This window comes from Cupriavidus sp. 01L46, assembly GCF_056399905.1.
Window position 1 is genome coordinate 1 of the sequence record NZ_JBFTSF010000164.1, and the last position, 14,011, is coordinate 14,011.

Here is a 14,011-nt window from a genome sequence, read left to right on the forward strand (position 1 = left end):
GAGGGTGACGGTTTTGCCGTCGATCTGTACGCCGCGCCCGGTGATGTCGCCGTCGGCGGCGTAGCCGTTGGCGTCCTCGCCGCCGGAGCCGGCGGCGACGATGGTGACGGCGTTGCCGGCCTTGACGGTGGTGCCTTGGTTGGCGCTGGCCTGGCTGCGGGATTCGGACTCGGAGCTGCCGCCGCCGATGCTGACGGTGGCTTTGATCAGCGCGGTGCCGCCGGTGCCGCCGCTGGCGAGGTCCCGGACAGTGCTGACGCCGTTGGCGACCGCGAGCGCGGCCTGCGCCGCGTAGAGCCCGCGCAGACGGTCGTTCTTGCTGTCTTCCATGCCGMGGGCGGCGTTCTCGATGGTTTGCGCGGCGGTCACCGCGTAGCCGGACAGGGCGAGCGTGACGCCGTACTGGCTGGTTTTGTCGACCTGGTGGCTGTTTGCGGTGTCCTTGCCGGGGTCAAGCACCACGTTCTTGCCGATCAGCGTGACGTCTTTCCCGGCGGCGATGTCGGCGCCGCGTGCGGTGAGGTCGTCCTTGGCGCTGATGGTGACGTTGCCGCTCTGGCTGACCACCTGGCTGCGGATGGTGTTCTCGGTGGTCTGCGCCGTGTCCAGGTGGTGGGATTCGGTGCGGATGCCGACGGTGCCGGTGTAGCCGGTGCCGCCCAGGTCGCCAATCTGGCGGCTGCTGCTGTCGGTGCGCTTGGTCTTGCTGTCCTGGCCGGAGAGGATGTCGACCTTGCCTTGCAGCGCGGCTAGCGTGAGGTCGCCTTCGGCGGACAGGCCGCTGCCGGCGATGGTGATGTCGCCGCTGCGGGCCTTGACGGCGACGGTGTTGCCGGTGACCACCGTGGCGTTTTGCCGGGTGGCGCTGGCATCGCCGCTGGCGCTGGCTTTCTGGTTGCCATACGGCAGCATGGTGACGCCGCCGTTGTTGGGTCCGCCGCCGACAAAGCGGCCGATGTCGCCAAGCGATGGCGCGGCGGTGCTCAGGCTCCAGCCGCTGCTGCTGGAGCTGGTGGCTTCGCGGTAGCTGTCGGTGGAGGCTTGCAGCAGGACGTCGCGCTGGGCGTCGAGGATGGCGGCGGCGCCGGCGCTGACGGTGYTGCCGGCGATCCGGATATTGCCGTCGGTGGCTTTGCCGTTGGCGTCCTTGTCGCCGTTGCCGGTGGCGCGCAGGCGGATATCGCCGGCGGCGGTGAGCTGGCTGCCCTTCTGGGAGATCGATTCGGTCTCCACCTGGCTGCTGCTGCGGTTGCTGCCAAAGGTGATGCCAACCTGCGGCGCGGTGAAGGCGGCGGCGCCGAGTTCATTGAGCGTTTGCTTGGCGCGGGTGACGGCGCTGGGGTTGCGCTGGATGTCCTGGAGGTTGCGCGCCGTGTCGAGCGGCGTGCCGGTGAGCGCCATGGACAGGCCGCTGGAGCGGCTGCTCTGGCTGCTTTCCTGGCTGATGTGGTCCACGCCGGCCAGCACGGCGATGTTCTGCGCCTGGATGTCGATATGGCCGGCGGTGGTGTTGCCTTCCTTGCGCCCGGCGATCAGGTCGCTGCCGAGGATGGTGGCGTCGCGCCCGGCGCTGATGGTGACATTGCCGTTGGTGGCGCCCACGGTGCTGCGCGCATCGCTCTGGGTGACGGCAAGTGCGTGCCCGGCGCTGTTGGCCTGGTTGCTGCCTGCCGAGACGCCGATGCCGCCCTTGCCGGCAAAGGCGGAGAGGCCGGAGGATTTCTGCTCGTGCGCGTAGCTTTCTTCCCGGGTGTTCTGGCCGGCGGTGATCAGCACGTTGCCTTTGGTGGCGGCCAGTGACACGCCGTCGGTGGCGGCGATGCCGCTCTGGCGCACGGTGAGATCGTTGCCGGCAGTCACGCGCACGGTGTCGCCGCTGACCAGGCTGCCGACGCCAAGGTCGGCATGGCTGCTGGTCTGGTCGTGGCTGGAGCTGCGTGAGAGCAGGCCGCTGCTTCTGCTGCGGCCGTCGTAGCTGGCGTCGTGCACTTCCCGGGCTTCGCCGATGGTGATGTCCTGGGTGGCGACGATGCTGACGCCGGAGCCGCTCATGCCGCTCATGCCGCTCATGCCGCTCACGCCGCTCACGCCGGGCTTGCCGGCGCTGACTTCCGAGCCGGTCAGCGTGACGCTGCCCGTGCCTGTGACCGGCGCGGCGGTGATGCCGTTGGCTTCCAGCAGGCCGGCTGCCAGCGTTGTTTGCCCGGCTGCCAGGGTGGCGCTGGTGCCGCCTTGGACGGTGCTGCCGCGCACGGTTTCGTCATAGGCGGACTGCGTGTAGGACGCGCCCTTGCCGCCCAGCGAGCCTTCGCTGTGGGCGGTGGTGTCCTTGAGCGCCGTGACGGTGAGATCCCGCCCGGCGATCAGGGAGACATCGCCGCCCGCCCCCACCTTGGACCCCGCCAGCGCGGCGTCGCGCCCGGCCACCGCCACCACATTGCCGCCTGCCTGCACCGTGCTGCCGGCCACCGTGCTGGTCTTGTCGTGGGAATAGCTTTGCCCGCCGCGCGAGACGGCGTCCTGCGTGGTGCCGAGGGTGAGCGCGCCAATGGTGAGGTCGCGGCCGGCGCCGATCAGTGCGCCCTTGCCGGCTTCGAGCACGGCGCCACTGAGGGAGACGTCGCGCCCGGCCAGCACCACGGCGTTGCCGGTTGCCGAAATGGCCGCAACCGCGGCCACGCCCGTGGCGCCCGCGCTGTAGCCGTTGGGCCCGATCGTGCGAACTTCCGTGACGGTCTGCGTTTCGTTGACCACATCGCGCCCGGCTTGCACCAGGATGTCCTGGCCGCCGATGCGCCCGCCCAGGTTGCGTACGTCCTGCAGCGCCTGTACCACGGTGGTGCCGGTGGTGTCGCCAATGGCGCCGCGGTTGACGATGTTGTTGCCAAGCACCTGTGTGGCGACGTCGCCGACGATGCGGCCGCTGTTGTTGACGTTGCCGGTGGCGTTGAGCGCCACGCTGTTGCCGGTGACAAGCGCACCGGTGCTGTTGAGGTCGACGGCGTTGGACTGCGCCAGGTAGACCTTGGGCACCAGCACCGATTGATGCGTGCCGTCGGGCAGCGTCACGTCTTGCGCTACCAGCCAGACCATGTCGGTGGTGAGCTGGCGCATCTGGTCGTCGGACAGGCCTACGCCGGGGGACAGGCCGAAGGATTTGGCGTAGGTCACGCCGCTGTTCATCAGGGCTTGGTATTCCTTCAACTGGTCGGTGTAGCCGGCCAGGAAGGTGCGGCCGGTTAGTGCCGTGACCTGGTCGCGGACGAGCTTTTCTTCATAGAAGCCGTCGCCGAGGCGCTTTTGCACCTGCTGCGGGTCCAGGCCGAGCGCGCCCAGCATGTAGTCGCTGGAGAGGAAGGCCTTGTACTGGGTGAAGCGTGAGTCGGTCTCGATCAGGTAGGGCGTGGCCGGGGCCGGGCGCAGCGTGAACAGGCCGTTGACGGGCAGCGTCAGGTTGGGAATGCCGCCGGCGGCGGTGCCGAGCGTCTGCGGGCGGCTGGTGGTGCCGGTGGCGGCGGCGACGGGGCCGGCGCCGAGGGTTGGCGCGGCGCCGGCCGTGCCCGCGACACTGCCAAGCTGCGTGCCGGAGGCGCTGCCGCCGGCCACGCCGCTGGCAGTGACGGTCTGGCCGACGCGGTTGACGGAGCCGACGGTGATGTCCTGCGCGGTGGTCTGCACCGCCTGGTTGGCGGTGGCAAGGGCCGGCAGCGCGGCGACCGTGGTGGGCGCCTGGGGCGTGGTCGGATACGGCACCGTTTGCGTATCGCTGTTGCCGCCTGATTTCTGGTGCCAGTAGAAGGTGGAGGTGTCGGTGGTGCTGACCGTCTGCTGGAGCACCGTGCCAACGTCCTGTACCCCGCCGCCGGCGGCGCGCCGGGACAGATTGCCGCCGGCGGCCATGATGGACGACTGGTTCAGGATGCTGCCACCGTCGCTGTTGATGCGGATCGAGCCCTGGGCCTGGACCCGGGCTGCCGCGGTGGCGCTGACCAGACGGTCGGTGGCAACGGTGGTGACGGTGGTGCGGGAGGTCTCGCTGTAGTCGTGAACGTCCGGGCCGAGGTCGTAGCGCACGCGCACCTGGTCCGGGCGGAGGTGCTTGGCGGGATCCCAGTCGGGCCAGAAGGTGATCCTGTAGGTGGTGCCGGTGTCCTGGATGTCCTGGTAGTACTGGGTGGGGTTGGTGGCAAACGGGCGCCCGCCCGGACCGTCTCCGCCGGTGCAGCCGTTGTCGTTGCAGATCGGGCCGCTGTAGCCGCCGTAGGTCTCGAAGGGCGGCTCCGTAAAGGAAAGCGTCTTGGCCGTGGTATTGAGATTGACCACGTTGGTCTTTGGCACTTCCAGGGTGACCGGGGCGCGCAGCGCGTTGACCATGTCCCCGCTGATGCTTGCCGCCGTAGCGCGCCAGGTCCATCCGGGGAACGTGGCACTCATGTGACCGTTGGTTTCTCCGTCACCCAGCCYGGCGAGCCAGAGCGAGAGCGTCTGCGTCGTCGTGGTCTGCGGCGTGCCCGCCTCCGTGACGATGCTGGTACGCGTGTTGTTGACCGTGCGCGCGGCGATGTCGATATCGCCGTCTGCCTCAATCGTTGCCGAGCGGTTGTTGAGCACGCCGACCTGGTTGGCCAGCATGCCGGTGCCCGGGTCGCGCGTGCCGTCGCGGGCGATCTGCAGGTTGCCGGCGCTGTAGATCAGCGCGCCGTCCAGGTTGGAGACGGAGTTTGACGCATGGATCTTGAGGTCCTGCGCGGCGGCGATGACGGCGGCCGGGCCGGTGTTGCTCACGTCCGCTGCCCGCACCTGCACGGTGTTGCCGATCACGGCGCCGGTGTTGGCCAGTGCGCCGCTGATGGTGTTGACGGCATTGCCTTCGATGCGTCCGGCGTTGGTGATGGTGCCGTCGGCCTGGACGGTGGTGGCCTGCGAATTGATGCCGGCGCCGGCGGCGTTGTTCACATTGGCGCCGCGCACGGCCAGGCTGCCGCCGGCCGCCAGCGTGCCGGTGTTGGTTACCGCGCCGCTGGCACGGAGTTGCAGGTCGCCGTCGGCGCGCAGCTTGTTGGCGGCGTCGTTGAGATAGTCGCCCGCTACGTTGAGCGAGAGGTTGCGCCCCGCCGTCATCTCGCCGCTGCCGCTGACGGTGCCGCCGAGGCTGGATACGCCCACGTCCTGGTTGGCGCGTACCGCGCCGCCCTGGTTTGTCATGGACGCCAGGGTGAGCTGCACGTTGGTGCCGCCAAGCACGTTGCCGCCTTCATTGGCGAGCTTGGCACTGGCCTGGTTGAGGGTCAGGCCCTTGGCGCCGTAGATCCTGCCGCCGCGATTGTCCACACTGCGGGTCACGCCCAGCGTGAGCGCGCCGGCCGCGGCAATCTGCGCGCCGGTTGCGTTGACGAGATCGGTGGCGGCGAGGGTCACGTCGCCGTTGCCGCCGAGTGTGCCGCTGGTGTTGTCCAGCACGCCGGCGGCGGTGATGGTGGTGGCGCCGTCGCCCGCGTTGGCAAGGCGCCCGCCGTGGTTGTCGATGCCGGATGCGGAGACGGTGGCCTTGCCGTGCGCACCGTTGGCGGTGAGCGTGCCGCCGGCGTTGCTCAGCGTGCCACCGGCAGCGACCGACAAATCACCGCTGGTCTGCGCCGTGCCGCCGGTGTTGTCCACCTGGCCCTGGCTGGTGAGCGACAGGCCGGACTGCCCGTAGAGCGTGCCCTGGCGGTTGACCAGGTCTGCGCCCGTGGTAGTAACACTGGCGGCGCCTTGCGCGGACAGGTTGCCCCGGGTGTTGTCCAGCGAGGCCGCCTGGACGGCGAGTGTGCCGTTGCTCTGGATKGCGCCGGCTGTATTGCCCAGCGCGCCCCGGCTCGTCAGCGCCAGGGCGCCGTCTCCGGCGTGCGCGATGCGCCCGCCGTCATTGGCCAGCGACTGCGCGTCCACCGTCAGGTTCTTGCCGTTGGTAGCCAGCGTGCCCGCGGTGTTGTCGAAGGCGCCACCCGCGTTGATGACCGTATTGGCCTTGCCGAACTGGTTGATGGCGCCGCCGTTGTTGGACAAATTGCCCGTGGTGCGGATGCCGGCCTGGTCGCCGTCGATGCGGCCGGCGGCGTTGTCCAGCGACGCCGCCGACAGGTCGACGATGCCACCGGACAGGATGCCCTGGCGATTGCTGGCCGCGCCCGACACAGTGGCCGTGAGCGCTTCGCCCGCCGTGATGCTGCCCTGGCCGTTGTCCAGCGACTGTGCATCCAGGCTGGCATCGCCCTTGGCGGTGATCTGTGCATGATTGGCCAGCGTGCCGGCTGCCAGCTCCACCCTGCCGTTGCCGCCGATCCGGCCCGCATTGGCGTTGACCAAGGCTTGCTGCGCCTGGACCCGGGTCAAGCCGTCGCCCGCATTGACGATGCGCCCGGCGGTGTTGTCTACGCTCGCGGCGGCAAGCGACAGTGCGCCGTGCGTGCCGGCGGCTTCGATCCGGCCGGCCGTGTTAGTCACCGCGCCGGCGGCCCGCAGGTCCAGCGCGCCGTTGGTCTGGATGGTGCCCGCGGCATTGCCCAGCGCGCCACGGCTGGTCACGGCCAGCGTGCCGTCGCCCGCGTGCGCGACGCGGCCACTGTCGTTGGACAGCGACTGCGCGTCCACCGCCAGGTTCTTGCCGTTGGTGGCCAGCGTGCCCGAGGTGTTGTCCAGGACGCCACCCGCACTGATGCTGGTGTCGGCCTTGCCGAACTGGTTGATGGCGCCGCCGCGGTTGGCCAGGCCGCCCGCCGTGCGGATGCCAACCAGATCGCCTTCGATGCGGCCCGTGGTGTTGTCGAGCGAGCCCGCCGTCAGATTGAGCGTGGCGCCCGACATCGTGCCCTGGCGATTGCTGGCCGCGCCCGCCACGGTGGCCGTGAGCGCATCGCCCGCCGCCACACTGCCCCGGTTGTTGTCCAGCGACCCGGCGTCCAGGCTGGCGTTGGCCTGCGCATTGATCTCGCCGGCATTGGCCAGCGCGCCGGCCTTCAGCCGCACAGTGCCGTTGCCGCCGATCACGCCGCCCTTGGCGCCGCTGGCCGTGGTGCCGGTGGCATTGGCCAGCATGCCCGTGGTGGTGACAGACAGGCCGTCTGCATTGAGCGAGGCCAGGCGGCCCGCGCTGTTGTCCAACGAGCCGGCGTTGACGGCGAGCGCGCCGCCCGATTGCAACTCACCTTGCTGATTGTTGACGGCGCCGGCCGACTGCAGCGTGGCTGCGCCCTGCGCCAGTATCCGTCCGCCCTGGTTGGAGACGCTGCTGGCCGTGATGGTGGTGCCCTGGCTGGTCAACTGTCCCCGGTCGTTGACGAGCGCCCCGCTGGCATTGGCACTGAGCGCCCCGCCCGCCTGGCTGCTGGCGCCGCTCAGGTTGATGTCGCCCGCGCTGGCGGCCAGGCTGAGGTTGCCCAGCGCCGCGTTCTGGCTGCCGGCGAGCTGCAGCGCCGTGCCCTGCAGGCTGGCATTGCCGCCCGCAAGGTGCTTGCCGCTGGCCGACAGCGTGCCGGCCGCCACCACGCTCAGGTCCGCCTGCTGGCCGATCGCGCCGTCGCCATTGACGCCCGCGCCCAACGTGCCGCTGGAGACCACGCTGCCCGCATTGACGCGCAAGCCCTGCTGCGCCGCCAGCGTGCCGCTGTTGCTCAGCACGCCCGCGGTATCGAGCGAAACCGCCTGTGCGCCGTAGGTGGTGCCGCTGTTCTCCACGCCACCGCGCGCGGCGATGGCGAGGTTGCCGGTGGCGCTGGTCTTGCCGGCGAGTTCCAGCCGGCCTTGCGCGCTGAGCGTCAGGTCGCCGGCCTGCGCGGCCAGCACGCCKCGGTTGCTGACGCCCACGCCAGCCTCGGTGCCGACCAGCAGGATCTTGTTGGCGTACATGCCGCCTAGCTGGCTCACATCGATGCCGATGCCCGGCGCGGGACCGGTCCCGGCAATGGGCGTGGCGGCCAGCGTGGCGCGGTCCACCTGGCTGGCGCCGGCGATGACGTTGAGGTTGTTGGCATAGATGGCCGCGTTGGCGGTGACGCTGCGGGCGATCAGGTCTACCTGGTCGACGTTGCCGGCGTTCAGCCCGGCGCCCTGCACCGAGATCTGGCCGCCGGTGACGCGGAAGGCGTCGAGGCTGCCGGTGCCGCCATACACGGGCACGCCGGTGGTCAGTGTGGCGCGGCTGGTATTGATGAAGCCACCACCGTCCACCATGATGCCGTTGGGGTTGGCTACCACCACTTCAGCCCGGCCGCCGGCCACTTCCAGGTAGCCGCGCAACTGGCTGGGCAGCGCGCTGGTGACCTGGTTGACGATGATGCGCGCGTTCTGGCCCGGCAGCAGGTTGGGGTTGCCGTTGACGAAACCGGCTTGCTGGGTCGAGACGATGGTGGGCGAGTTGTTGAGGATCGCGCCGCCCTTGGGCACGTCGAACTGGGTGTAGGCGTTGGTGGACACGCCCGCGCCCGAGGGCCGCGTGATGTTGACTTGCGCAAGGCCGTTGCTGGTCTGGATCACGCCGGGACGGTTGGCGCCGGCATTGGGGTCCGCCACGATCTGGGCCGTGGCCGGGGCAGCCAGCCCAAGCAGGGCAAGCGAGGCAGAGGAGGCAAACGAAGCAAAGCGCGCGCGCGGCATGGCTGGCAGCGCGGCCGCCATCGATGCCATCGATGCAATAGCTGCCCGGCCTTGCCCTGCCCGGCGGCTGCGCCGTTGCGCGCGTGCGCCGCCTTGCTGTCCTTTTCCGATGCTGGCGGCCGATTCTTCAACGGCGACCAGCATCCCGCGATGCCTGCTGTAGACCAGACGGAAACTGCCCTTGTTCATAATTGGATAGACCCTGAATTAGCGGTGCTTGCCTGATGACTGGCACCCTTGCCGGAATGACTGGCGACAACCGTCACTCTCTTCGCATGTATTGACAATATTTAATGATGACGGCGATGCGGTCAATCGGACACGTACGAATAGAGGGGTATTGCGAGCACGCAAGAGCGGGCATTGCGCACCGCCGCTCACCGCCAATCGACGGMAGCAAGCGGCATTACGGGAAATGGCGCGGCGCAGGGCGCGCTTTGACCTACTGAAGGGGGATTGAAAAACAGACGCGCGGCGTGTTATTGACGCCGGGATAAAAGGTAACGCCCAGGATTAGGAATAGGATTAAGAATAGGACTAAGACAGTCCTAATCCTAGTCCTAGGCGTCTGAATCAATAGGAATTATCAGAATAGATACATTTCACTAAGAACGGAATTCAGACTATCTCCCACACTACCTCCATTAACGGCAGATGTCCGCGATCCTTTAGCGCACAAGCCGGGGGCTGCATCAGCTACGCCCGATTTCCTGCAGGRTGCGCGTGAGCAGGTAGAGGCGCGGCACGATGGAATCGATCTCGATGTACTCGTCGCGCGCGTGGTATCCGAAGCCCGCCAGGCCGAAGCTCTCCACCACCACCGCTTTGCCCGAGCGCCCGGCGAAGCCCGCATCGGTGGCGCCGCCGGTGCCTTCCGCCAGTGCCAGCTGGCGGCCATCGAGCTCGGCGTAGATGGCTTGCGCGCGCTGCGCCAGTTCGCGGCCGCGCGCGTTGGCGACAAACGGCGGCCGGCCGATTTCCATGGTCACCGTGGTTTGCGTGTCGGGGACGAGCTTGCCTTCGTCCACCTTCTTTTGCAGCGCGGCCCGCAGCTTGCCTGCGCCATCCTTGACCGTGGTGCGCACGTCGCCGATGGCGGTGGCGTGCTCGGGGATCTGGTTACGGACCTCGCCGGCCTGCGCGGTGGTCCAGTTGAGCTGGGTGCCCGGCACGGATTTGGCCACGTCGCGCGTTTGCTGCAGCTGGTAGGCCAGCTCGATCAGCGCATTGCGGCCCAGCTCCGGCATGGTGTCTCCTGTGGAGGATTGGGTCGTTGCGAAGGCAAGCCGGGATGCCTGCCGGGCGATGCTAGCGCGGGCGGGCGGCAGCGCAAGGGCGCTGCCGCCGGCCCAAAGCGCCTTAGTTGCGCCCGATTTCCTGCAGGATGCGCGACATCAGGTAGAGCCGCGGCACGATCGAGTCAATCTCGATGTATTCGTCGCGGGCGTGGTATCCGAAGCCCGCCAGGCCGAAGCTCTCCAGCACCGTGGCCTTGCCCGAGCGCACGGCGAAGCCGGCGTCGGTGCCGCCCCCGGTCTGCGGCACCAGCGTCAGCTCGCGGTCGATCTCCTTGTAGATCGCCTGGGCTTTTGCCGCCAGCGCGCGGCTGCGCGCATCGCTCACGTAGGGCGGACGCCCGGAGATGACCTTGACCGTGGTTTCGGTGTYGGGAACCAGCTTGCTTGCGCTGACCTTGGCTTGCAGCGCGGCCTGCAGCTTGTCCTGCGCGTCGGGCTGGGTCAGGCGCACGTCGCCCACGGCGCTGGCCTTTTCGGTGRTCTGGTTCAGCGGGCCATTGGTGTTGGCCTGAGTCCAGATCAGCGCGGCGCCCGGCACGTCCTTGGCCACTTCACGCGTTTGCAGCATCTGGTACGAGAGTTCATAGAGCGCGTTGCGGCCCAGCTCCGGCGCGGCGCCCGCATGCGCGGCGCGGCCCTTCACATCCAGCGTGGCCGTGGCGACGCCGGCCGCGGCCAGCAGCAGCGGCTGGCCCTTCATGACCACCGAGCCCGCGGACGGCTCGCAGGACAGCACCACGTCGTGCTGCTCCGCGAGCTTGGCGATGGTGTCGCCGGAACCCAGCGAGCCCACTTCCTCATCCGGGTTGAACAGCACGGTGATCTGCGCATAGTCCTTCCACCCGGTTGTCTGGAGGATGGCCAGCGCATGCAGGATGACCGCGATGCCGCCCTTGTCGTCGGCGATGCCGGGGCCGTACAGGCGGTTGCCGTCCAGCTTGATCGGCTGGGTGGCCAGCGTGTTGGGGCCGTAGACCGTATCCATATGCGCGATCAGCATGATGCGGCGCTTGCCGGTGCCGGTGAGCGTGCCCTTGACCATGGTGCCGGGGCCTTGCGTCACGGCGATGCGCTCGGTGGTCGCGCCCAGCGCCTTGAGGCGTGCTTCCGTGAAACTGGCCATTTGCGCCAGGCCGGCCGCATTGGTGCTGCCGGACTCGATCGACACCATGTCCTTGAGCGACTGGATCAACGCGGGCTCGGCCGCGCGGGCGGCGTCCAGCAGTTGCGTGTCCGCCGCGCGTGCGCTGCCGGCTGCCCCGAAGGCCAGCGCTAGCGCTGCCACAGCGGTATGGGTAAGTCGGCGCAGGGATGGCTGCATGAAGTCTCCTGTTGCTTGGATCGTTATTGTGGTTAGGGCGGTGGTTCGCCGAGCGACGATGCTAGCCCTTGCGGGCGTGGCAAGGTAGGATCAATCCCGCCAATTGGAATGCCGATCCCGCCATGCCTCCCTCTTCTGCCTCTTCTGCCACTACCGCCCTGCCCGAGCCGCCCTCCGCCAGCCGCCCCGTGCCGCTGCACGTGCGCTTGCTGTGGTTGCCCGAGGCCATGCCCGGCATGCTGTTCGGCGCGCTGGATGTGCTGCGCGCCGCGGCCGGGGTGGCGCGGCTGCAACGCCCGGACGCGGACCGCGACCTGAGCTGGACGGTGATCGGCCCATCAGGCCGCGCGCTGGCCCTGCCCGCCTTGGGGCTGGAGCCCGCGCGGCGGCGGCGCGCCACGGAAGACGGCAATGCGCTGCTGGTGGTGCCGGGCGTGCTTGCACGCAATGCCCCGCACCTGGGCGAGATCCTGGGTGGCGCGGGCCAGGCGCTGCGCTTGCTGGAGCGGCACGCGCAGGCGGGCGGATGGATCGCGGCGGGCGCGAGCGGCATCGTTTTTCCCGCGGAGCTGGGCCTGCTGGATGGCGCGCGCATGGGCGCACCGTGGACCTTCCAGAGCTGGATGGCCAAGCGCTATCCGCGCTGCGATTTTTCCGCGAGCGAGCCGATGGGCTTGCACCAGCGCGTGTTTGGCTGCGTGGCGCCGGCGCTGCAGACGGAGTTCATGTTACGCGTGCTGGGACACCTGCATGACCCGGACCTGGCGCAGACCTGCTCGCGCATGCTGCTGTACCAGGCCGAGCGCCAGCAGCTCACGCCCGAGCTGGTGTCGCAACGCTGGCTCAGCAAGACCGCCGACAGCCCCGTCTACCGCGCCATGCGCTGGCTGCAGGCCAACGTGGATACGCCGTACCGGCTGGCGCTGGTGGCGCAGGCGGCGGCCGTGAGCGAGCGGACCCTGCTGCGGCATTTCCGGCAGGTCAGCGGCATGACGCCGCTGGAATACCTGCACGGGCTGCGCGTGGAGCGTGCCAAGACCCTGCTGGAGGTGACGCTGCATGGCTCGCAGGCGGTGGCCGAAGCCTGCGGCTACAGTGACGCTGCGGCGTTCAGGCGGCTGTTCCAGCGGGCAACGGGGATGTCGATGTCGAGCTACCGGGCGCGCTTTGCGCTGCGCTCGCAGCGGCGCTACTGGCGCGTGGAGGACATGCCGCGCCCGGCGGGCACGGCATGATCCGATCCGGCTATTGAACCTGCGAACCTGCGAACCTGCGAACTAGCGAACCTGCGAAGTAACGCAGGCAGAGTGGCGCTTAGTTGCTCAGCACGATGCGGTTGACCACGTCCTCGACCCCATGCACGTACCAGGCGTCGCGCTCCGCCTGGCGTTTGCCGGCTTCGGTAGTGGCATAGCCTTCGAGCGTGACGACGCGGTCCTTGGTCTGCACGCGGATGCGGTCGGCATCGACGAACTGGTCGGTCTCCAGCACCAGCTTCAGCGCTTCCGTGACTTCGTCGTCGCGGTCGGCCTCGGCCGGGGCCACCACCAGCTCGTTGACCACGCAGCGGCAACCTCGCGACCACCACGCCAGCACACCGGCCAGGCGCATGTGCGACAGGCTGATCACGTGGCCGCGCAGGGTCACCACGCCGTCGACAACTTCGATGGCGATCTCTCCGCTGGACTCGCCAACGGCTTCGCGCACGGGTTCGATCCTCCCCTTGGCATGCGCGCAGATGCGGCAATTGCGAAAGTCGATCGCCTGCAGCAGCCGTACGCAGATGGCATTGCGCAGTTCGCCGTCGCCAACCGCCGCGCCGCCATCGGCAACGCGCAAGTGATCGATCACGGCAGACACACCGTCGACACGGCGTACCGACGCGGCAACGCGGCTCTTGTCGACAATATCGGGGACTTCGCCTTCGAGAATCAGCGCGCCGTCGCTCAGGCGCAGGTGAATGGTGGGATGGATGGGATGGCTGTGGAAAGGCACGTGGGCGATGGCCGCCCTAGCCTGAGTCAGGACTGCTTCACTGCTATGCATGATGTCTGCCTTATCGTGGAAGGTCTGGATATAGGAGACGCGTTCAGTCCATTGAACGCCCGCGCGGTCCCGCGCCAGGTGCGGCGCGGGACGGCGAATCTTCATTATAGGAAGCCAGGATGGCCACGCCCGACCTATTGGCCTATTGGCCTATTGACCGGGCGCCGGCCCCCGGGCCTGGCGCCCGCCGTGGCCGGCTCAGGTTTCCACCTTGGCGTCCATGGTGATCTCCGCCTTTAGCAGCTTGGACACCGGGCAGCCGGCTTTGGCCCCTTGCAGGCATTGCTCTACTGCCGCCTTGTCGGCCCCGGGCACGCGCACCGTCACGTCCAGGTGCACGGCAGTGATGGTGAAGCCGCCGCCGTCCTTGTCGAGCGTGACCGTGGCCTTGGTGGCAATGCTCTCGGCGACCATCTTGGCCTCGCCCAGGATCAGGGACAGCGCCATGGAGAAGCACCCCGCGTGGGCCGCCCCGATGAGTTCCTCGGGATTGGTGCCGGGGCCGCCTTCGAAGCGGGCCTTGAAACCGTAGGGCGCATCCTTGAGCACGCCGCTCTCTGCCGAGATGCTGCCCTGGCCGTCCTTGATGCCGCCTTGCCATTTAGCCGATCCGTACTTTTTCATGAGCATTCTCCATCGTCGAAAGGGGAAGGCGCGGCATTCGCCACGCCGGTAAAGGGACGCTTGCGGCGCGTCCGGAGCTGCTTGTGCT

The 14,011-nt window shown here is 68.7% G+C and carries 5 protein-coding genes and 1 pseudogene; 1 reads left to right on the plus strand and 5 read right to left on the minus strand.

The window, feature by feature from the left end; translation table 11 throughout:
- From AC1DS3_RS24710 to AC1DS3_RS24720, 3 genes and pseudogenes are all read right to left on the minus strand, one after another.
- The coding region (locus AC1DS3_RS24710) for a two-partner secretion domain-containing protein (protein ID WP_477128149.1) at positions 1-8,778 on the minus strand (8,778 nt) is incomplete at its 3' end.
- A 548-nt stretch (positions 8,779-9,326) separates the two neighbouring features.
- Positions 9,327-9,944: pseudogene (locus AC1DS3_RS24715) on the minus strand (M20/M25/M40 family metallo-hydrolase); the annotation flags it as partial.
- Between the two features lie 49 nt (positions 9,945-9,993).
- Positions 9,994-11,253, minus strand: coding sequence for a glutamate carboxypeptidase (locus AC1DS3_RS24720; RefSeq protein ID WP_477128150.1), 1,260 nt, complete (start codon positions 11,251-11,253; stop codon positions 9,994-9,996).
- A 122-nt stretch (positions 11,254-11,375) separates the two neighbouring features.
- Between AC1DS3_RS24720 and AC1DS3_RS24725 the strand changes: the two genes are divergently transcribed.
- Positions 11,376-12,488, plus strand: coding sequence for a GlxA family transcriptional regulator (locus AC1DS3_RS24725; protein ID WP_441636003.1), 1,113 nt, complete (start codon positions 11,376-11,378; stop codon positions 12,486-12,488).
- A 79-nt stretch (positions 12,489-12,567) separates the two neighbouring features.
- Here the strand turns inward: AC1DS3_RS24725 and AC1DS3_RS24730 are convergent, their stop codons facing one another.
- Entirely contained in the window at positions 12,568-13,299 is a 732-nt protein-coding gene (locus tag AC1DS3_RS24730) for a BON domain-containing protein (protein WP_183032701.1), read from the minus strand.
- Positions 13,300-13,497: 198 nt separating this feature from the next.
- Complete coding sequence (locus tag AC1DS3_RS24735; RefSeq protein WP_441636005.1) at positions 13,498-13,923, minus strand: OsmC family protein; 426 nt, start codon at positions 13,921-13,923, stop codon at positions 13,498-13,500.
- Positions 13,924-14,011 lie beyond the last annotated feature (88 nt).

Excerpts from the sequence above, each read along its gene's own strand:
- AC1DS3_RS24735 (WP_441636005.1), bottom strand. The coding sequence starts at position 13,923 with ATGAAAAAGTACGGATCGGCTAAATGGCAAGGCGGCATCAAGGACGGC.
- AC1DS3_RS24730 (WP_183032701.1), bottom strand. The coding sequence starts at position 13,299 with ATGCATAGCAGTGAAGCAGTCCTGACTCAGGCTAGGGCGGCCATCGCC.
- AC1DS3_RS24725 (WP_441636003.1), top strand. The coding sequence starts at position 11,376 with ATGCCTCCCTCTTCTGCCTCTTCTGCCACTACCGCCCTGCCCGAGCCG.